Source organism: Rhizobium sp. AG855, from assembly GCF_003610655.1.
GTDB classification, from domain to species: domain Bacteria; phylum Pseudomonadota; class Alphaproteobacteria; order Rhizobiales; family Rhizobiaceae; genus Allorhizobium; species Allorhizobium wuzhouense.
Map to the genome: position 1 here is coordinate 34,368 of NZ_RAQG01000007.1, position 20,589 is coordinate 54,956.

Sequence of the window (20,589 nt, forward strand, 5' to 3'; positions counted from 1 at the left end):
AGATCTGACTGAATTCATGGGGGAATTGATACGAACGCGCTTCCTTGGGCCGGCGTTTTGGTCTTCACTGGCGGCAACCTTCAGGAGGAATTTTTCATGACCTTGCGCATCAACCAGACCGCTCCGAATTTCACCGCTGAAACGACCCAGGGGGCCATCACGTTCCACGACTGGATCGGTGACAGCTGGGCCGTCCTCTTCTCTCATCCGAAGAATTTTACGCCGGTTTGCACCACCGAATTGGGCGCCATGGCGGGCCTCTCGGACGAATTTGCCAAACGGAACGTCAAGGTTATCGGCATTTCGGTCGATCCCGTCGAAAGCCACACCAAGTGGAAGCAGGACATCAAGGTCGCGACCGGTTTCGACGTCGGCTATCCGCTGATTGGCGACAAGGATCTGAAGGTGGCCAAGCTTTACGACATGCTGCCCGACGATGCCGGTGAAACGTCGGAAGGTCGCACCCCGGCCGACAATGCCACGGTGCGGTCGGTCTATGTCATCGGGCCGGACAAGAAGATCAAGCTCATCCTCACCTATCCGATGACCACGGGCCGCAACTTCGACGAGATCCTGCGGACCATCGACTCGATTCAGCTGACCGCCAAGCATCAGGTTGCGACGCCTGCCAACTGGAAGCAGGGTGATGATGTGATCATCACGGCGGCCGTGTCGAACGAGGATGCTCTCGCCCGTTTCGGCGCTTTCGAGACGGTTCTGCCTTACCTGCGCAAGACCAAGCAGCCGGCAGCCTGACTGATTGCTCCCCCGCCCTTGCCGTTCACGGTGGGGCGGGTGCATCGGCCCAGTGCGTCTATTGGCTGGCGGCAGCCGCTTAACCTTAACGCTAGCCCACCTCCCACCCCGTGTTGCAACACGGGAGCAAGGCGGGCAGTGTGGCCGAGTTAAAGGCTGCAGGACGGCGGATTTATTCGCCCTGGACCGAGATAGGCTCGATGCTCAATTCCAGCGATTTCCATCAGTGCGTCATCATCATGGCGCATCCAGACGACGAGATCCTCTGGGCCAGCTCGGTTCTGGCTGCGGCAAAGAAAGTCGTGCTCTGTTATGGGAACTCTGTCGACGCGGCTGTCAGCCGGGGACGGGAGACGCTGCTGCGCGACTTTCCAATTCCCTCTGTTGTTAGCCTCAATATTCGAGAATCGCGCAGTTTTCTCACTACCGACTGGGAGCACCCTGTCGAGACGCCGCATGGGATCCTGTGCGGCCGCGACAGAGATTGTTATGCCCGCAACTTCCATCTGATCGCTGCGGCCATCGAAGACCATGTTGCAGACGGCGACGTAGTCGTTACCCACAATCCCTGGGGGGAATATGGGCATGAAGAGCATGTGCAGATCTATCGTGCGGTCTCGGAGCTGAAGAAGACGCGGAACTTCCGGCTTTTCGTCACCGGCTATGCGAGTGATCGGGTGCTGTCCTTCATGGAGATGAATGCACCACGGCTCAGCTCAGCCTTCGCGGTTCTTCCCACTGACAAGGTTCTGGCGGAGACATTGAAACGCCACTATCAGAAGCACGACAGCTGGACCTGGGACGACGGTTACGAATGGCCGGAACAGGAGCTGTTCTACGAGATCACATCCGTCGACGCGCCCCTCCGGCCCGCACGGGGCATCATGGCCTCTCACCCTGTCAACATGCTGTGGATCGACGGGCGCCTTCCGCTCTGGCATCGCCTGTTACGTCGCCTCAAGCGGCAATTCGTTGTGAGGCTTGAGGCGGTTTTGCGTCGAGCGCGGGGCATGCGCTGAAATCTAACGGTCTCGGCTATCGGGTTTTTTGGACAACGCTGTCACATTTCGCCTGCCAGCAGGTCTGCGTAAATCCCGGTCAGTTTGTCAGCCCAGCCGTCAGGCGTGTTGGCCATGGCGATCGCCCGGGCATAGGCCCGTTCGCTCATCTGTCGGATGTCCTCACGAGCCATGGTATCCATCGAATGCAAGGCCGCGGCAAAATGGGCCACATCCTGGGTGTTGCAGGTGATGCCGGTGCCGTCCTTGATCACTTCTTCGGCTAAAAATGCCATTTCGGTCAGGATCAGGGGAATGCCGCTTGCCGCCGCTTCCACAGCAACAAGACCGAAAGGTTCCGGCAGCCGTGACGGGATGACGAGTGCGCGGGCGGTCGTGATGAGTTCGCCGATCTCCTCAGCCCGGCGCCAGCCGTGAAAGATCATTTCCGGGTATTGCGCGACGAGCGCCTCTTTCAGCGGACCGTCTCCGACAACCTCCAGCCTGACGCCTGCGAGCCTTGCTGCGGCAAGCGCATCCTGAGGACCCTTTTCCTGCTCCAGGCGGCCGATGAAGAAGTAGCTGCTGTTGTCTTCGACCGGAACCCGGTGGTCGACAAAAGGTGAAGCGGGGTTGCGAATGGCCAGGAGGTCCTCCTCGCGATAGCCGGCCCGCAGAAAGCCAGCGGCCATCTTTTCGTGAATCAGCAGGAACTTGCCCCAGGGAATGTCACTGCCCATGGCGGAGAAGAGCCGCGCCTGACGGGTGACCCGCCAAAGCTTGTGGGCATAGGACCGGCGATCGCAATGGGTCGTGAGACAGTCTCTTCCCAGAGGAACCAGCTGACACTGGGTCTCCCTGGGATAGTTCATATAGGCGCCATTCGGGCAGGCATGAAAGGAATCGTGCGCATGGATCAGCGTGCGTTCCGCGACGCGATGGAGCGGCACAAAGATCGAAGGCGAGAGGATCTGCGACCAGATGTGGACGTGATAGATGGTGCGCGGTGTATCGTTATGTTCGATCCAGTCGCGGATGAGGGCGCTTGCGGAGCCGTTGTGAATGCCGTTGAGCACCGTTTTCAACGGGTTGCCCTTCAGCAATTCCTTCTGTCCGAGCCGCACGACATCTGCGCCGAGTTCCGAGAAAAGCGGGTTGTCGCCGTCGTCACCAACGATCATGGTCACGGGAATATCTCTGGTGCGCAGCAGGCGCAGAAGCAGAAGCACAAGTGTGGTCGCTCCACCGCGGGCGATGGAGAAGTCATTGATGACGACGACACGCTCCGCCGGCTGGTTCACGGCTTGCCGACCTTCCATTGCTGCAGGCAAAACATGATGTTGCCATCGGCTCGAACGGCACGCGGTGCATGTGCCAAACCGGCTTTCGTGCGGGTGCTCGCTTCGACGGCGACCTTCATATCCTGTTCCTCAACCTCGCGACATCCGGTCGTTCAACCCCTGATATCCCTGCCGCACAGCCTTAGCCGCATTTCCTCTCGATAATGATAACCGGCTGCACTTGCTGGTGCGATCAACTGTTACTTGTGTCGTATTCTCAAGGCAGGCTTAAGATGGGCCTAACGGTCTCAGCCCTTGAGGGGCGAAGCCTAACCGGCGTGAGGGCTTCGCCGGTCAACCAGCGCGGGGAATAGTCTCCATCTCCTCGTCGAGGAAAAGGGGAGTGATCGGCGAAAGTCCGACCTGTTCCAGGGCGGAGACAGTGTCTTCAACGTCGTTGCGGTTGAACCAATTGCCGATGACGGCGAAGCTTTCAGCGGCGTCCTCTATTGCTGGGATCAGTTTTTGCCCGTTCCAGCGCCCCGAATAGACCAGGACCACATCGAACTGAAGCCCTTCTGCCTGCAGCCAGTCCTTCAACGACAGCGCAGTGTGGATGCCCTTGGTCGAAATGCGCGGAGAACGTCTGCCGGCCGGCATCAACCACAGGCCGGGCGTGCGGTCCGGATTGACAAAGTCGCCTTCGATCCGCTGAAGCGAGATGGCATCGAGCAATCCCGGCTTCCCGGTTGCCGCAACGAACCGGGTAAGATTGGCCTCGCTCTCGGCATCCACCAGGAGCAGGTCCTTGCCTGTCCCGGCAAGGCTCTTGGCCAGGTTCATCGCGGTACGATGACCATTGCGATGCTGGGGCGAGGTCAGCAGCACGATGCAATGGTTCGGCTGTCCTGTAGCCTGCCGCATCAACTGACGCATCGCCGTGGCGTATAGATCGCTTGCATCGTCGACTGGGCCGGTTACGCGGGGTTTGCGGTTCTTCACAACAACGGAGACATCTTCCGGCTCTTTGGTGTCGTTGTCGGGCGACGGATCAGGAACTTGGGCAGCCTTGCGCCGGAACCAGTCGCGCATGGGCCGGCGGCGCTTGGGCTCAACCCGTGCAGCTGTGGCCGTGGCTGGCGCAAGGTCGGCTTGTGCCGGTGTGCCGGCGGTGGTCGGTCTGGCGTCGCGTGCCAGGGCAATGCCGCAACCAACCAGGAAACCGAGGATCGTGGCGCCGGCAACGATCAGGGAGCGACGGGGGCCGGCCTTGGTGAGGGGGATCTGCCCTGCGGAAATGATCTGCGGATTTTCGCTGACGGTGCGTTCCTGCCCCGACAGCTGGCGCGTCCGCAGCAGGAAGGATTCGTAGACGAGCCGATCGCTGGCCAGCTTGCGTTCCAGTTCGCGCAGTTGGACCATGGATTCATCGGACTCGTTCAGGCTGGCTTTGAGGCTGGCGAGATTCTTCAACATGAGCTGTCGTTGGCTCTTCAGCTTCTCGGCATTGCGGGCCAGAGATGTCTCGAAGTCCCTCAGCTGGGTGTTGAGAAGTGCAGAGACGGCTTGCGTGCGGGCACGGGCGCTTTGAAGGGAGGGATGGCGATCCCCGAAGGAGGACTGCAGCACCGACTGCTGTTCCAGTGCTGCATGGTAGCGGGTGCGCAATTCGATGATGGCCGGCGTCAGTGACGAATCCGGCGTGTACCGCAGATATTCCGGGTTTGACCGCGCCAGCTTCAGTTCCGACATCAGCGCTTCATTTTCAGCGATCGTGCCGGAGATCCGGGTGATTTCCGTGTTGGTCTCGGCAATCTGCTGTTCGGCCGTCGGGCGCCCACCGACGTCAATGATGTTGTGCTCGGCCTTGTAGGCCTGCACGGCACGGTCGCCATCCTCCACCGCCTTTTCGAGGCTTGCAAGCTGCGCTGAAAGGTCTGTGGTTGCTTGGCGCACGACCCCGTTGTTCATCTGGATGCGGGTCTGGATGTAGGTGTCGGCGACGGCATTGGCCAGGCGCGCGGACTTTATGGGGTCGCTGGTGGTCACGGAGAGATCAATGACGAAGCTCGCCTTGTTGAGATCGGCGACGATCGCTTTCTGCAAAGCCTCAAGTGCCCGTTGGGCGCGCTTTCGGCGATCGGTCTCGTAGGGTTTGGCTGCTCCGAATTCCGGGTCGTCGACAAGGGACTCGGATTCCACCACGGCTCCGAGGACCCTCACGGACGTCAGGATGAATTGCTGGTTCAGCGTGCGGGCTTCGGTAGCCTTACTGTCGCTGTAGATCTCGCCTTCGACGATCCTCGACCCTTCAGGGTCGACGAGGATGCTGACCGTGGAGACGTAGTAATTCTTCAGCAGCAGCGAGAAAATCACGGCCATGACCGCAAAGAGCATGGTAATTGCAATGATTCCAACAAGGCGGCCGCGCAGCACGGAAAAGAAATGCGCCAAGTCGATCTGGGGGATTGCGCCAGTATCCTGCGTCTCTTCGCGCTCCACAGGGGGGATCGAATTCTCGACCATGCTACATACCGCTCAATGGTTGGCTGATTGTCCGGAATCACCGCTGATCCGAGCGAAGCCTATTGGCGATGTCTTAAGATATTATTTACCGTGATTGCATGTCAGTCGGACCGGCTTCCCCGGGGCGGTCGAGCACGTTCAAGCCCAGGAGGTGTGCCAGTTTGCGCGCGGCCGTATCCCAGGTGAACAAAGCTGCCTGGCGTTGTCCGCTTTCGCGCATGTGCGCGCGCAATTTGGGATCGGCGGCCAGGCTCATGATCTTCTCAACCCATTCATCAGGCGTGTGCGGGTCGGCCTGCAAGGCCGCGTCACCGCAAACTTCCGGAAGCGCGCCACACGGTGCGATGATCGCGGGACAGCCGAGGATCATGGCTTCGAGAGGCGGAAGGCCGAAGCCTTCAGTGGTCGAAGGACAGGCAAAGGCCAGCGCATGGATCATCAAAGCGGCGAGTTCGGCATCGTCGATCCGTCCGACGAAGCGCACATTGGGAGGCACTTCGAAGCCGAGGCTCTCAAAAGTCGACTTGCTGGCCGCGCCGAACAGCACAAGCGTCAGATGTGCGAGGCGCTGGTCGGCGAAGGCCTGGAACAACACGCGGATATTCTTGTGTGACTGCGTACTCGAAAGCGCGAGCACGTAGCGTCCTTCGTCAAGGCCGCTCGCTGCGACGAAGCCATGGGCCGGAGCATTTGCGAGCACATGATCGCAGCCGTTATGAATGACGGTGATCTTCTCGGCGGGCGCCACGCCGTATCGGACCAACTGCTCCTTTGAGTATTCGGAGACTGTCAGGATGCCCCGGCTGGTGCGCCCGAGCAGCGGCTGGATCAACCGGTACCAGAGCTTGAAACCCAGCGAATAGGATGCCGGTGTCAGGTAGACCTGAGCGTCATGGATCATGGTCAGGGAATCGAAATGGAAGACGGGTCCCATATTGCAGAGGTTGACCAGAAGAGCGTTGCGCGCGATCCACGGGAGGTTGATTTGTTCCCATGGATATTCCCGGGGCAGTCCGCTCGCAAAGCCCCGTTTGATCACGCCTATCATTGAGAAGGACGGTTTGCGTTGTGCAGAGGTCGGAGCAACCACCGTCACGTCGGACAGTTCGATCGCACTCCTGCGGCTGATCACCAGCCGTTCAAAGGCATGGATCAATTCTTCCGCGACACGATGGACGCCGGTGGGTGCAACCGTCAGAAACTTGCCATTGAAGACGATCGGTTTCACGCGCTCTTGTCCCAAACCTGCCGCTCCAAAGAGGTCTTTCGGCTCTGACGATCAACGCAATCCGCGATGGATTTTTTCAGTTCTGCGCGGAAACGGTCGGGCTCAAAGCTCATTGCATGCGCCCGCATCGCCGCAGGGTCGAACATGCTGTTGTCGGCTTCGAAGCGCGTGAGTGCCGCGCTGAGCGAATCGACTGTCTGCTCGTGGAAAAAGAACCCGGTCTTGCCATCCACGACCGTTTCCAGTGCTCCGCCTCGGGCGAATGCGATGACCGGCCGACCGCTTGCCATCACCTCCAGAGGAACGATGCCGAAGTCCTCGACGCCGGGGTAGATCAGTGCGCGGCACTCGGAGAAGCACCGCTCCATTTCCGCGTCCGATACCGAGCCGAGGAAGCTGACGGTCGGTCCGGCCGATTGCTTGAGTTTGGCGGAGGCGCCATCGCCGATCACCACCAAGGGCAGGTTCAGCTGCGTGCAGGCGGCGACTGCGAGCTCGATTTTCTTGTAGGGCGTGATCTGGCCGGCGCAGAGGTAAAAGTCCTTCGGCCCGTCAGAGATCTTGAAGCGGCCGACTTCGACCGGCGGGTGGATGACCTCCGCTTCGCGGCGATAGAATTTCCGGATGCGCTTGGCCACATAGTCCGAGTTGGCGATGAAATGGTCGACACGGTGCGAGGTGGTGACATCCCATTGCCGCAGACCTGGCGCTGCCATGAACAGCATGGCGCGCGCGAGCAGGCCGGATTCGGCCATGTATTGCGGGTATAGATCCCAGATGTAACGCATCGGGGAATGACAGTAGCAGATATGCAGAGCATCTGGGCGCGTGATGACGCCCTTGGCTGGGCCGGCTTCGCTCGAAATCACGACGTCATAATCGGTAAGGTCGAGGGACTCCAGAGCGTGCGGCATCAGCGGCAGCATCTTCTGGTAATGCTTGCGTCCACCGATCTTCTGCAGGAACGAGGTGGTGATCTTGTGGCGACGGATTTTTGGCGACAGGCGATCCGGGTCGGCAACCAGCGTGAAGATGTCTGCGTCAGGAAATAGATCGCAGAAGGCTTCGAGGACCTTTTCTCCTCCCCGCATCGTGACAAGCCAATAATGTACCAGTGCGACTTTCAAGAGAGACTCCACCAAGGCGGTTGTTTATCCAGACCATCACAGCGATCAGTCGTAGGCGGCAGCGAATATCCGAAAAGCATGAAGAACAAGACCTGCATTCGCATGGGAGAGGGCGGTCTTGTATAATTTCTGTACGAAATCGGGATTGATGCGATGAGAAAAGATAAAGTTGGTTAATGCCTCCTCACATCTCGCGATCCCTCTGATGTGTCGCTCCTCGCCTCCAGGATGCGAAGATCTGCGATTTTAACGGGCCTCTCTTTGTTTTGCCGCTATCCGGCCCGAGACCAAGAATTAACCATTCCTGTCATTTCTGGTCGCGCTCGTCCCGGATTCATACAGAAATTACACCAAATGCGCATTGTATCGCAGCGGGGCCCGTCGCATCGCGGCGCCGCTGAGTGCCGGTATCCGGCCGCCAGGCGGATATGGCGTGGCGATCGTCCACTGCCGGTGCCTGGCGATCAGGAAGACTGAAATTTCGGGGTGCCGCTAACAAGCGCATCCGATATCTGATGCAGGAAGGCATAGCGCATGCAAGGCGAGGGTTTGAAAAACGTCCTGGTATTCGGCGGTTCCGGCTTTATCGGAACGCGTCTTGTTGCGCGGCTTTCGGGCGAAGGACATCGCGTCGTGTCGGTGGACATCAAGCCGCCGCGTGTCCGGTTGGACGGCGTTGCCTATCTGCAGGCCGATGTCCGGGATCTGTCCGGGTTCGACCCAGGCATGCCGATCGACCGCATTTACAATCTTGCGGCCATTCACACGACCCCCGGTCATCCCGATCACGAATATTACGAGACGAATATTCTCGGCGCGAACGCAATCACGGCGCTGGCGAGGCGGCTTGGTGTCAAGATGATCGTGTTCACCAGTTCCATCTCCGTCTACGGGCCGGGCGAGGAAACGAAAAGCGAAACGACGCCACCGGCACCTGTGTCTCCCTATGGCTGGTCCAAGTTCATGGCCGAGCGTATCCAAATGGCCTGGCTGGAAGAGGACACCAGCCGGAGGCTGGTCATATGCCGGCCCGCAGTGATCTTCGGCCCCGGCGAAGGCGGGAACTTCACCCGCATGGCAACGCTCTTGAAGAAGGGTTTCTTCATCTATCCCGGTCGCAAGGATACGATCAAAGCCTGCTTCTATGTCGACGACCTGCTTGAGGCGCTGCAATTTGCCGTCGACAGGCAGGAACGGTTCGTCCTTTTCAACGGCTGCTATCCCGACCGCTATACGCTTGAAGAGATCGTCGAGACCTTCCGCAAAAGCCATATGCCGGGTGTCAGAACCTTCCTGGTGCCACGGATCGTGGTGACGGGCGCTGCTGCCCTGTTGAAGCCGTTCTCGGCCTTGGGGCTTGGGATCCACCCCGATCGCGTGACCAAGCTGGTGAAATCGACGGATGTCGTGCCGGACTGGCTGACATCGGTCGGTCTTGCCCGCCCCGGTCGGCTTCCGTCGGCCATCGAGCGATGGCATGCGGCGAGTGGCGGTCGGTTTGCCTGACCGGCGCGTGCTATCCGAAGGCGGATTGGTGCCTGCGTTTCGGCATGGCTGAGCAAGAACAACAGGGCGGAAGAGACCGCTTCGGGGATAGAACGAATGGGCAAGGATAACATCACTCTGGCGGTCGCCATCGCGACAGCGGGGCGGCGTGACATCCTCACCGAGACGATCGCCTTCATGAACAACCAGATCCGCCAACCGGACGAGTTCCTGGTCTGCCCGGCGCGGTTCGAGGATGTCGATGTCGAGGGCGTGCGGGGGCTTAACGGCGTTGTGCAGATCGTGGAAGGCGCCGTCGGTTCTTCCCACCAGCGCAATGCCATGATCGAGGCATCGAATGCCGACGTGATGGTCTTCTTCGACGATGATTTTCTGCCGTCACCATCCTATCTCGCCGAAGTCGAGGCTCTGTTTGCCGCTGACCGACGGGTCATGGTTGCCACAGGTCATGTGGTTGCCGACGGCGCGCTGGGTCCGGGGCTCGAAATGGAACAAGGCCGGGCGATCCTGACGCAGGATACGTTTCGCGGACCGTACTCCGTGACGCCGATCTTCAATGGCTACGGCTGCAACATGGCGATCCGCCTGGCGCCGGTGCGCAGTCACGGCATTCGCTTCGATGAGAATTTGCCGCTTTATGCCTGGCTGGAGGATGTGGACTTTTCCCGACAGATGGCTGCTCACGGAAGCGTCGTTCATGCCACGCAACTGCGTGGGGTCCATCTTGGCACCAAGAAGGCTGGTCGTAGTCCGGGACGCCGTCTGGGCTACTCGCAGATCGCCAACCGCATCTACATTCAGCGCAAGGGTAACATGAACGTCTTCCAGGTCTGGGACGGGAATATCCGCAACCTTTGCGCCAATCTGTTCAAGAGCCTCAATCCCGAGCCCTGGGTGGATCGCCGAGGGCGCCTTTCGGGAAATCTGCTGGCGCTTAAAGACCTGATCACCGGCAAGCTTGATCCCAAGAAGATACTGGACCTGTGAACGCAGGTGCTCGAAAGGGCCGAAGGAAGAAACACAGATGCAATTCTCGCTGATCATATCGACGCTCGGGCGCAATGCCGATGTGCTCGAATTCGTTCGTACCATCGAAGCGCAGACCTGCCGTGACTTCGAGGTTGTCATCGTGGACCAGAACGATGACGATGCGCTGGCCAAAACCATTCCGACGCTTGGGCCATCCTTCCCGCTGAAGTATCGCCATGTTCCGGGGGTTCGCGGTGCAAGCCGCGGCCGCAATATCGGCTTCGAGTTGGCCGAGGGTGATCTTGTCTGCTTTCCAGATGATGATTGCCTCTATCCGCCGCATCTCCTGGACGATGCCTTGGCACTCTTCGCCAGCAAGGGTGTCGACATCGTCTGTGGGCGGGCGGCGGACCAGAACGGTCGAGACATCAACGGGCGATACGAGCCACAGGCACAGGCGGTGTCCAAGGCGAATGTCTTCTCCACACAGATCGAATGGATGCTGTTTTTCACTCGCACCGCCTTCAAGGCTGTCTCGGGTTTCGATGAGGATGTCGGCGTCGGGGCTTCGACGCCATGGCAGGCAAACGAGGGACAGGACATCGTCCTGCGTATGCTCGAACACGGTTTTCGCGGTTGGTATGATCCCGCTCTCTTCGGACATCATCCGGAACTCAATGTTGTTCATCCAGATGCACGCATGCGCAAGAAGGCACGCGGCTATGCCCGCGGTATGGGCTATGTGCTCGGCCGCCATGGCTACTCGTTCGGCTACTTCGTACGATATGTGGTGCGCTCAATTGGTGGCATCGTGCTGTCATTGCTCAAGCTAAACGGCGCAAGGGCAGCCTATTACGCCCATGTTTCCGCCGGGCGCATCGAGGGTTATCTGGGCGGCCGGCGCGGCGCGATCAAGCATGCACGGCCGGAAAGCACATCCATTGGGCAGGGGCGGGCACAATGATGCGCGTGGCGTCAGAAGAACTGCGTGGGCCGGAGGTTTTCGCAAGCTCTGGCGAGCCTGCGCGGCCCATCTGTTTCGACGGGCTGGCCGGCATGTATCACGCAGCTCACGGTGACACTGCTGTTCTACTCCTGTCACCCTGGGGGTTTGAGGAGTTGTGTTCGCGCATGACCTACCGTCTGCTCGGGGAGCGGTTCGCTGCACTCGGCTATCCCTGCCTGCGCTTTGATCTCCCTGGTACCGGTCATTCGACCCTTGCCAGCGCCGAAATCTCGGACGAGAACTCTTGGCGGACTGCGGTCTGCAAGGCGTGTGATCACCTTTGTAGCCTCAGCCAGGCGCAAAGGGTCATTGTCGTTGGACAAGGCTTGGGTGGGTTATTGGCCGCTCATCTTGCACAACAAAGGCCTGTCTCTGGGCTCGTTCTCCTTGCGCCGGCCACGCAGGGGCGTGGACACTTGCGTGAGATCGCTGCGTGGACGGCCATGACCAAGGGCGAGTTCAAGGTCAGTTCGACGGATGGTCCGCCCGGAGGCTTCATGTCGGCCGGTTTCGTATTGTCGGCCGCGACGGTGAACGAGATCCGACAGTTGCAGCCCTTGGGAAGTCTACCGGCGGTGGTTCAGCGGGTTCTGCTTGCAACGCGCCCGGACAATGCCGCTGATGCCCGGTTGTCGGAGGAACTTTCTGCCAATGGTCTCGTGGTTGAAACCACCGTGTTTGCCGACCATGCCGACTACGTCTCCAGTCCGATCTTCGGCACGATCCCGACCGAGACCCTTGAAAAGGTCGCGAACTGGGTGGCGCAGCGCTTCCCTGCGACGACCGGCCGACAGGCCTCCGTCACCGTCGGGCAGGCAGTGGCGCACCTCGACGGTGACGGCTATGCCGAAAGCTTCTTTCGCTTTGGGCCTTCCGACATGTTCTTCGGCGCTTTTACCAGGCCGGCGTCTGGCCCGAAGACCAAGACAGCGGTTCTCATTCTCAATGCAGGGGCCGATCATTCCGTCGGATGGGGGCGCCATTCGGTCGACCTTGCCCGCGATCTTGCCCGCCAAGGTTTCTCATCAATGCGGATCGATCAGGCCGGCATTGGGGAAACGCCGCTCTGGCCTGGTCAGCAACAACCGGTGATGTATTCGCTGCGCGCGAATGACGATGTCGCCTGCGCGATCGACTGGATGGAGGCCGAGGCCGGGATCGAACAAGTCGTTCTCCTCGGCCGTTGCAGTGGAGGATACCCGGCATTTCTTTCTGCGGTTTCGGATCGTCGGGTCGTGGCCTCCGTGATGATCAACGTGCGCAAACTGCATTGGGAACCGGATGAGGACATTCTCAAAGCTATCCGCGATCCGGTCGAACCGGTCGATACGTATCGGCAGAACCTGCGCAGCACGCGCCAGTTCAAGCGCATCCTCAACGGCGAACTCAAGGTGTCGACGGTGTTGAGAAAGCTTTCGCGCACACTTGTCGAGATCGCAGCAAAGAAGCTGGCCCCATTGTTCGGCAACCGCTCGCGTCACACCCGCATCAGCCGTATCGTGCAGGCCCGGTTGCAGTCGCTGACGGCGAGGCATGTGCCGGTTGCCCTGATTTACAGCGAAGGGGATCCGGGACTTCGTGATCTGCAGGAATGGGCCGGTCGGGATCTTGCAAAGCTCGCCGCCTATCCGAATGTGGCAGTTCACGTGATCGAAGGGGCGGACCACAATCTCAGCCCCGTGTCCGTGCGTTCGGATGTGACCAACGTCATCGCTCAGTTCTTGAGAGGCAAGCTTTCTCCATCGAATTGATTGGAGGTTGCAGCCAATGACCGAATGGAGCCGCTCGGGCGGTGCGAATTCAGTGCCTCTGCAGGATCTTCGACAGGATGCGGAAAGCGCTCGCCTCCACGCCGCCAGGACGCTTCGCAATCACCCATAATGCATAACCGGATACGGCGTAGGTCAGGCAAAACAGGATGCCGGACGCAAAGAATGCGACGTAGAGGTCCTGTTCGAAATCAAGATAATGCTTGCATGCAAGCAGAACCAGAACGCTCGGAATGATCGACAGGATCGGCCGTTGGGCGACGCGAAGCTGATCCAGGATTCCAATTCCGGCCGCAGATTTCACCAGTGCCATCGAGGAGACGCTGACCGCGAGCGAACCGCCGGCGCGTGCAATGATCGCTCCTGGAATGCCGAAGAAGGTGACGCCGACGAGCGACAGCGGCACGCGAACGATGAGTTCCATCAGGGAACGCGTGGCCAGGCTGCGGGAGTGGCCGAGAACCATGACCAATGGCGGCATGGGGATCGCCGGGACTGCGAGCAGGCCGGCCAATGCCAGGCCCGCCAGGATCGGCGATGCGCCGTCCCATTGCGGTCCGAGAAGGACACGGATGACGGGGCCGGACAGCATCGCCATGAAGACGAAGATCGGCAGCAGCATGAGGATCAGGCCGCCGCTGCTGCTGAGATAGGCTTCGCGGATGCGTCCATTGTCGCGCGCGGATGCGAAGGCTGCCATCAGCGGACCTGAGGCCGGAGCAACCACAGCCTGGTAGGGTAAGGCGGACAGATCGTTGGCGGCGGCGAAGCGCCCGAAAGATGCGACGTCGATGAAGCGCGGAAGGAGAATACGGTCGATCTGCCAGTTGATGGCGCTGATCGTCTGGGAGATGAAGTTCCAGCCAACCAGATCGGCAAAGAGCGGCCAGTCCGCCAATGTCAGGCGCGGCCGCATCGGTGCCATCACGTAAGAGCAGAGCATCATCACAGTCGGCGTCATGACCGTCCCGGCCGTGATGGCCCAATAGCTGCCCGTGGTGACGGCAATGCTGATCGCGACCGTTGCCGCCAGTGTCTTGCCGAGCAGCTCCAAAACGCCTCTGCGGCGAAAATCCATCGCCTTTTCGAACAGGATCATCCGGGGGCTGATCAAGCCGCGCGTGGCCGGGGCGAGTGCCAGCGTGCAGACCAGCAAGACAAGTCGCTCGTCGCCGTAAATCCGCGCAATTGGCCATGCCAGCGCCGCCATCAGGCCCGCGACCAGCAGGCCGCGCAGCAGACCCAGCGTAAATGCCGTGCTGTAAGCACGGGCCGTGATCTCTGGCAGGCGCAGAAGCGCGGAGGCCAAAGGCAGTTCAAGCACGGCTTCGACGATGAAGATCAGCGTCATGGCCGTCGCGACCAGGCCGAAGTCGGCAGGCCCGAGGAAACGCGCCAGAACCAGCAAGGTCAGGAAGTCGATGACGCGCGAGGCCAGCCGGGCGCCTACGGTCCAGAGCCCGGCATGGATCGTCCTGTCGGTCAGCGGCGCGGCAGACGGTTCCGTCATCAAACCAGCCTTTGCGTGCCGGCCGACCGGCGGCGGGAGGGATTGGTCGCCGCACCTGACTTCACAGGCACCGTCATCGCGGTCGCAGCCGCAAGGGCATAGATGCAGGCGTTCATGATGCCGAAATCGGCCGAGGTGCCGGCGAGAATGCCCATGATCAAGACTGGCGGCATATAGAACCGTACGGCGGTCAGGATCACGGCACCTTCATCGTCGCCGGGCGCTGCCCGACGCAGGAAGGTCTGGATCATGAAGCCGTAATAGAGGAACCCGCCGATCAGTCCGGTATTGCTGAAGACGGCGACAAGGCCGTTCGATGCGCGCGTGCCGCCCATGCCGACGCCCAGTCCCCATGTGTCGAAGAGCGCCTTCAGCGACACCACGGTCCACATGCTGCGTTCCTCGAAGGAATCGGACGAGGCCTTCTGAAAAACGATGGTGTTGACCAGTTCGAGGAAGGGATCGAAGACGGCTGCGTTGAAAAGCGCGAGGAGATAGACTGCGCCCACCGCGAGTATGAGAGCCCAGAATTCCAGAACCAGTCCTTCGCGTGCTCTGCTGCCTTTGGCCGCCGTCAGCAAGCGCCAGAGCCATTCCGCCCCTGCGACGGCACCGAAAACGGCCAGTCCACCATAGGCGGTCGACGAGGTCGAGAGCAGGGCGAAGATGGTCAGTAAAACGATCAGGCATGGGGCGCCGATGAGCCGTAGCCAGGGGCGGGCAATGGCCCTGCGCAGGAAGTAGATCGCCGTCAGGAAGCCGACCGCAAGCGAGCCGAAGGCCGATGCTTCCGGCATCAAGCCCACCACACGCTTGACGTTGGCGATCTCGACATCTGTCAAATAGACGTAGGTGGCTGTCCGAAACATGTCGAGGTAGGGGCCGAGACCGGCGAGGTCGAGCATCCCTGTGACGATCACCATGACGGCGCCGATGCAGAGTGCGCCGAGAACGTGTTGGCGGATCGCCGAGGCTCGAAACGCCAGGGCACAGGCAAAGACGGTCAACACTGAAATCGACAGATACATGATCTGGGAAATGTTCTGCGGCGTGGGGTAGAGCGGCTCTCCGTTCGTCGCCTCCTCCAGGCGCATCGGTATGATGGTCACCATGCCGGCGAACATTCGTGGCATGAACAGTGTCGTCCAAATCGCGACGATCCAAAACAGTGTCAGGAACAGGCATTGCGACGGGCGCAAGGCGATGCTGAGCATGCGCGCCAGACCATTGGTGCCGCCGCCATACATGAAAACGATCACCAGCGCGATGATCGGCGGCGGGGTGAAGCTCAGCCCCTGCGTGAGTTCCGGGGGAATGACGGCAAAGGACCCGAAGGCCATGGAACCGAAGAGGAGATAGAAAATGAAGGGGCCACGGCTCAGTATTGCTGCCAGAAGCAGCACCCAGAACAGTATGATGGAAACGAAATCCATGTCGCTTTCTCGGCTGGCCCGACACAGGCGGAAGCGCTCGGCACCTGCCGCCAGGGTTCGACCAAACCACAGTGCCGTGAATCTTTGCTTAAACTTTTAGCCGACGGTCAAATTGCTCGCCATCGTGGTTCGCCGGCAAGAAACGGCATCGATTGTCTCCGCAGCCACCGCCTAGCGCTCAAGACGATCGATGGGGACGCGCAGGACAATGCGCAGGCCATGGGCGGCCCAGTCGAAATGGATCTCTCCGCCCAGTTGCTGAGCGGCGCTTGTCCGCGCGAGCTTGCTGCCAAAGCCGAGGCTTTGGGGAGCCGCGATCTGTCGTCCAACGAGCGCTTCATTCCACAGCAGCTCCAGGGCACCTTCGACGATGTCCCATCGAACGTCGAGTTTGCCTTCAGAATCGGCAAAGGCGCCGTATTTGGCGGCATTGGTGGCCAGTTCGTGGAGTATCAAGGCAAGGCTTGTCGAGGCCTTCAGCCCGATCTCTACCAGTGGGCCGGACAAGGAGACCCGTGCAGGATCCTCGACATGGGGGCTGAGGATATCCTCGACCAAGGTACCGAGGGAGCCGGTCTCGGGTGCCTGTGGCCCCGAAGCGATGGCGGGCTGGACCAGTTCGTGGGCCTTGGAGAGGGCGCGCAGGCGGCCTTGAAGCGTGTCGACCATCGCCGGCACTGTGGCGGCCGTCCTCGCGGTCATGTTGATCATGCCTGAGGTGATGGAAAAGAGGTTCTTGACCCGATGGTTGAGTTCCCGCAGCAGCAGCTGGCGCGCTTCCTCGGCAATCTTCAAATCATGGATATCGGTGCAGGTGCCATACCAGCGCGTGATCCTGCCGTCGTCATCCCGCACGCATTGGGCTCGACCGATTACCCAGCGATACGCGCCGGAGTGATGCCGCAGCCGATATTCGACATGATAGGGTTGCCCGGTGGCAAGGCTGTGCTGCCAGATCTTCCAGGCTTCCGCTCGATCGTCCGGGTGGAAGGGATTTTCCCAGGCAATGCCATCTGTCGCTCCCTCGCTCAGACCCGTGTACTCGTACCAGCGTTGATTGAAGTAGTCGTGATGCCCGTCGGGCGTCGTCGACCAGATCATCTGGTCGATCGAATTGACGATCGCTTCGAAGCGCTTCTCGCTTTCGCGCAAGGCGGCCATGGCCTTGGCAGCCTCGGAAACGTCGGTCGCCTGAACGAAGATGCCGAGCGTATGGCCTTCCGTATCGATGAACGGCTGAAAAATGAAGTCGACCTGATATTCCTGGATGCTGCCGTCCGGGCGGACGAACTGAACGGGCACGGTTTGCCCGACATGGGGCGTGCCAGTCCGGTACACGGTATCAAGGAGATCGGTGAAGCCCTGCTGCTCAATGCCTGGCAGCGCGTCTGCGACGGTCTTCCCGACCAGATCTCCGCGCTGCACGAGAGTCTCATAGGCAGAGTTCGCCAGCTTGAAGACGTGCGAGGGCCCTTCGAGGATGGCGATGGCGGCGGGAGCCTGGGCGAACATGCGGTCGAGCCGCGAAATTTCCTCCTGGGCCTGCCTGCGGGCAAGCACTGCGGCCGTCGTTTCGTTGCCCTGGTTGAAGATGCCAACGATGGCGCCGTTTTCATCACGAATGGCCGTGAGACTATAATTCCAATAGGTCTCCGTCTTCGTGCCCGAGCGGACCATCGGCAGCATCTGGTCGTAGGTCGATAGGCCCTTGCCTGTCGCCAGCACCTCTTCGAATTGTGGGCCGACGACCTCCCAGATGTCCGCCCACACTTTGCGAGCAGGCTGGCCGAGGGCTGCAGGGTGTCGTTCGCCAGGAATGGGCGCCCAGCTGTCATTGTAGAGCAGGCGCAGTTCCGGTCCCCAGTAGATTGCCGTGGGAAATGCCGAGCTCAGACAGATCGAAAGAGCCGACCTCAGTGATGGCGGCCAGCTGTCTATTGGTCCCAATCCGTCAGACCAGTCTCGGTCACGGATCAGTTCGGCCATATGGCCGCCGTGTTTCAGGAAAGCGGGATAGGAGGCGAACTCATCGGCCGTGGATGTCAAGTCTCAACCTCGAAATACGAACGCCCGCAAAGAGATTTGGAATACGCCAATTGCCGCACTAAGTCCATGTGGTTGCTTGTCTAAAATTCAGACCGGTGCAGATCGGAGCGTGTCGTCATCTTTGTGATTTTTCTGTCAGTGAAGGGAACTTTTTCAATGAACGGATCATTGGTGTGGGCAGTCTGGCCCAGGACGATATGTATATGACTGATGACAATTCCCCTCAGCGTGATGCTCAAGACGCTGGTGACAGGCTTCTCGCGTCGCATCCGTCCGAGGATCCCTTCGCCGCCGCGTTCAAGGCCACGCGAATGCCGATGTTGATCACGGATCCGCGGCAGCAGGACAATCCCATCATCTTCTGCAATAGAGCCTTCGAGACGCTCACTGGCTACGGCATGGACGAGCTGATTGGGCGCAACTGTCGTTTGCTGCAGGGGCCGCAGACTGATCGCGCTGCTGTCCAGCGACTGCGTGATGCGGTTGCCGCCGAACGTGACGTGGCGCTCGATATCCTCAACTACCGCAAGGATGGCACGACATTCTGGAACGCGCTGTTCGTCAGCCCCGTTCGCGATATCAGCGGCGAGGTCATCTACTTCTTTGCGTCACAGCTCGACTTTACCAATATCAAGAGCAAGGAAGTCGAACTCGCGCAGGCGCGCATGTCGGCCGAGGAGGAAGTGGCGCGTCGGACACGGGATCTGAGCGAAGCACTGAACGCCAAGACCATGTTGGTCCATGAGGTCGACCATCGGGTTAAGAACAACCTTCTTACCATTGCATCCATCGTCAAACTGCAGGCTCGCATGTCCGAGAACGACGTGGTCAAGCGCACATTGTTTTCGGTGCTCAACCGCGTCGAGGCGCTGAGCACGGTGCAGCGGAAGCTGTTCAAAAACAGCGACCTTGGTCGCTTCGATGTGGCGGACTTTGCCAAGGATCTGATCGAGGATCTGGTTGGTGCCCTGAAGCGTGACGATATCCGGGTCACGACCGACCTGTCCCCGGTGCTGGTACCGTCCGTCAAAGCCTCGCCTTTGGCGCTGATCGTCAATGAACTCGTGCTCGACGCCGTTCGCAGAGGCTTGAGCGATGGGGGTGGCGAGATTCATCTCCAGGTGAAGCGGACAAATGGGCATTTTGTCATTCGGGTTACGGACACAACCGATCCTGTTCCCGTCAATCCCGACGAGGAGGCATTCGGACGGCTGATGCTGGAAACCTGCGCGAAGCAGCTCAGGGCCGATGTCGAGCGAAGCGTCGAAGGCCACCGGACCGACGTGCTGGTGACCATGTTGGTGGAAGATATGAAGGGTGTCGACGCTTGAGAATTATGATCGTCGAAGACGAAGCGCTGCTCGCGCTCGAATTGGAACTGGAAGTGGAAGCTGCGGGCCACGAGGTGGTCGGCACGGCTGCATCGCGCACTGCGGCGCTCGACATAGTCGAACAGGCCGAACCTCAATTCGCCTTCGTGGACGTCCATTTAAGTGACGGACCGTCAGGGATCGAGATCGGACGCCATCTGGCCGTGACGGGAATTCCCTTTGTCTTCGTCACGGGCAACGTGAAGCGAATCCCTGACGACTTCGTTGGCGCGATTGGCGCAATCGAGAAGCCCTATACGATGAACGGCTTGCAAAACGCGCTTACCTATCTGACGGCACGCATCTCAGGGCAGGAGCCCGTGGCACCACCGCCCGGTCTGATCCTGGCGGACTGAGTGCGCTCAAAACGAGCGCAATTCACACTGCTTGCGTGGTCCGCCACCATAGGGCTGGTAGGAATTGTCTTGCGCAAGATAAGAGCGATAGCGCTGCAGGCAATTCTGCGCATGGGCAGAGCTGATCGCCACAGAAGTCGTGCCATCGGCTACGTCCTGAACCAGGATTGCATTTTCACCCTGAAGCTGACCGGTGGTGGGGCCCTCCAAATGGGGCGAGATGCAGGTGCGCATATCTCCACCGTATGACATGTAGCTGTTGTCATCCGCGCTATAGGATCTGTAGCGCTCCTTGCACCAATCGACATGCTGCTCGGGCAGTCGATTCATGTCGTCGCTGTCCGCCAGAGCGCTCGTCTTGATGATGTCGAGGTCCGCCGCGACGGAGGTCGCTGTCAGCTGGACATCAGCCTCCTGCTTCTCTTCCACGCTCGCCATGACGACCTGGCTTCCATAGCGCGGCGGCAGTCGCTCGTAAGTCTGAGCCTGCGTATCGATCCTGACCGGTGTGAGGGTCCAGAGGTCCTTCACATCGAGACCGGTGAAGTGCGGTTCCTCCTCCTGAGGGACGAGTAGTGCCGATGCCATCACGACACCGCCCAGCATCACGGTCACGGCAAGCGCGGTACCCGCGAGCAGCGAAGCTACGGATTTCATTGAAGTCTCCATCGATGCGACTATGTGGATGGAGAATGATTTGCCGCCCGGT

At 60.0% G+C, this 20,589-nt stretch carries 17 protein-coding genes; 8 read left to right on the plus strand and 9 right to left on the minus strand.

Translation table 11 applies throughout. The annotated features are described in order from the left end of the window. Window positions 1-96: 96 nt before the first annotated feature. Both DFO46_RS22355 and DFO46_RS22360 read left to right on the plus strand, forming a co-directional pair. Window positions 97-756: a peroxiredoxin gene (locus DFO46_RS22355; RefSeq protein WP_110793704.1), complete on the plus strand. Its 660-nt coding sequence runs from the start codon at window positions 97-99 to the stop codon at window positions 754-756. A gap of 200 nt (window positions 757-956) precedes the next feature. Then, window positions 957-1,775, plus strand: a complete 819-nt coding sequence (locus DFO46_RS22360; protein ID WP_120279158.1) for a PIG-L family deacetylase — start codon at window positions 957-959, stop codon at window positions 1,773-1,775. A 41-nt stretch (window positions 1,776-1,816) separates the two neighbouring features. On the opposite strand, the gene DFO46_RS22365 is transcribed toward DFO46_RS22360, so the two are convergent. The 5 genes from DFO46_RS22365 to DFO46_RS22380 all read right to left on the minus strand — a co-directional run bounded on the left by DFO46_RS22365 (window position 1,817) and on the right by DFO46_RS22380 (window position 7,915). Then, complete coding sequence (locus tag DFO46_RS22365; protein ID WP_183041998.1) at window positions 1,817-3,055, minus strand: glycosyltransferase; 1,239 nt, start codon at window positions 3,053-3,055, stop codon at window positions 1,817-1,819. Further along, on the minus strand, window positions 3,052-3,174 hold the full coding sequence (locus DFO46_RS24295) for a hypothetical protein (protein ID WP_281039962.1): 123 nt from the start codon (window positions 3,172-3,174) through the stop codon (window positions 3,052-3,054). The genes DFO46_RS22365 and DFO46_RS24295 overlap by 4 nt, the downstream gene beginning before the upstream one ends. 214 nt (window positions 3,175-3,388) lie before the next feature. Beyond that, window positions 3,389-5,560 (minus strand): exopolysaccharide transport family protein, encoded by a 2,172-nt coding sequence (locus DFO46_RS22370; RefSeq protein WP_120279160.1) that lies wholly within the window; start codon window positions 5,558-5,560, stop codon window positions 3,389-3,391. Between the two features lie 85 nt (window positions 5,561-5,645). Then, entirely contained in the window at window positions 5,646-6,788 is a 1,143-nt protein-coding gene (locus DFO46_RS22375) for a glycosyltransferase family 1 protein (protein ID WP_120279161.1), read from the minus strand. Further along, window positions 6,785-7,915 carry a glycosyltransferase gene (locus DFO46_RS22380; protein WP_120279162.1) on the minus strand — a complete coding sequence of 377 codons (1,131 nt, stop codon included), beginning with the start codon at window positions 7,913-7,915 and terminating at the stop codon, window positions 6,785-6,787. Before DFO46_RS22380 ends, DFO46_RS22375 begins: the two co-directional genes overlap by 4 nt. Window positions 7,916-8,449: 534 nt before the next feature. Between DFO46_RS22380 and DFO46_RS22385 the strand changes: the two genes are divergently transcribed. From DFO46_RS22385 to DFO46_RS22400, 4 genes are all read left to right on the plus strand, one after another. Continuing rightward, entirely contained in the window at window positions 8,450-9,421 is a 972-nt protein-coding gene (locus DFO46_RS22385; protein WP_183041999.1) for an NAD(P)-dependent oxidoreductase, read from the plus strand. A 96-nt stretch (window positions 9,422-9,517) separates the two neighbouring features. Then, window positions 9,518-10,408, plus strand: a complete 891-nt coding sequence (locus DFO46_RS22390; protein ID WP_120279163.1) for a glycosyltransferase — start codon at window positions 9,518-9,520, stop codon at window positions 10,406-10,408. Between the two features lie 37 nt (window positions 10,409-10,445). Continuing rightward, window positions 10,446-11,354: a glycosyltransferase family 2 protein gene (locus tag DFO46_RS22395; protein ID WP_120279164.1), complete on the plus strand. Its 909-nt coding sequence runs from the start codon at window positions 10,446-10,448 to the stop codon at window positions 11,352-11,354. 92 nt (window positions 11,355-11,446) lie between these two features. After that, window positions 11,447-13,147, plus strand: a complete 1,701-nt coding sequence (locus DFO46_RS22400) for an alpha/beta fold hydrolase (RefSeq protein WP_281039967.1) — start codon at window positions 11,447-11,449, stop codon at window positions 13,145-13,147. Window positions 13,148-13,196: 49 nt separating this feature from the next. On the opposite strand, the gene DFO46_RS22405 is transcribed toward DFO46_RS22400, so the two are convergent. From DFO46_RS22405 to DFO46_RS22415, 3 genes are all read right to left on the minus strand, one after another. Further along, the gene (locus tag DFO46_RS22405; protein WP_120279166.1) at window positions 13,197-14,675 is read right to left on the minus strand and encodes an oligosaccharide flippase family protein; all 1,479 of its coding nucleotides are present in this window, start codon (window positions 14,673-14,675) and stop codon (window positions 13,197-13,199) included. Further along, window positions 14,675-16,108 carry a hypothetical protein gene (locus DFO46_RS22410; protein ID WP_110793641.1) on the minus strand — a complete coding sequence of 478 codons (1,434 nt, stop codon included), beginning with the start codon at window positions 16,106-16,108 and terminating at the stop codon, window positions 14,675-14,677. The genes DFO46_RS22405 and DFO46_RS22410 overlap by 1 nt, the downstream gene beginning before the upstream one ends. Window positions 16,109-16,279: 171 nt before the next feature. Continuing rightward, entirely contained in the window at window positions 16,280-18,154 is a 1,875-nt protein-coding gene (locus tag DFO46_RS22415; protein ID WP_245408999.1) for a PAS domain-containing protein, read from the minus strand. A gap of 203 nt (window positions 18,155-18,357) precedes the next feature. On the opposite strand from DFO46_RS22415, the gene DFO46_RS22420 reads away from it, so the two are divergent. Together DFO46_RS22420 and DFO46_RS22425 are read left to right on the plus strand one after the other, a co-directional pair. Next, a complete protein-coding gene (locus tag DFO46_RS22420; RefSeq protein WP_110793707.1) occupies window positions 18,358-19,485 on the plus strand; it encodes a PAS domain-containing protein in 1,128 nt (375 codons plus the stop codon). Then, complete coding sequence (locus DFO46_RS22425; protein WP_110793642.1) at window positions 19,482-19,880, plus strand: response regulator; 399 nt, start codon at window positions 19,482-19,484, stop codon at window positions 19,878-19,880. The genes DFO46_RS22420 and DFO46_RS22425 overlap by 4 nt, the downstream gene beginning before the upstream one ends. A gap of 6 nt (window positions 19,881-19,886) precedes the next feature. On the opposite strand, the gene DFO46_RS22430 is transcribed toward DFO46_RS22425, so the two are convergent. After that, window positions 19,887-20,537: a BA14K family protein gene (locus DFO46_RS22430; RefSeq protein WP_183042001.1), complete on the minus strand. Its 651-nt coding sequence runs from the start codon at window positions 20,535-20,537 to the stop codon at window positions 19,887-19,889. Window positions 20,538-20,589: the final 52 nt, after the last annotated feature.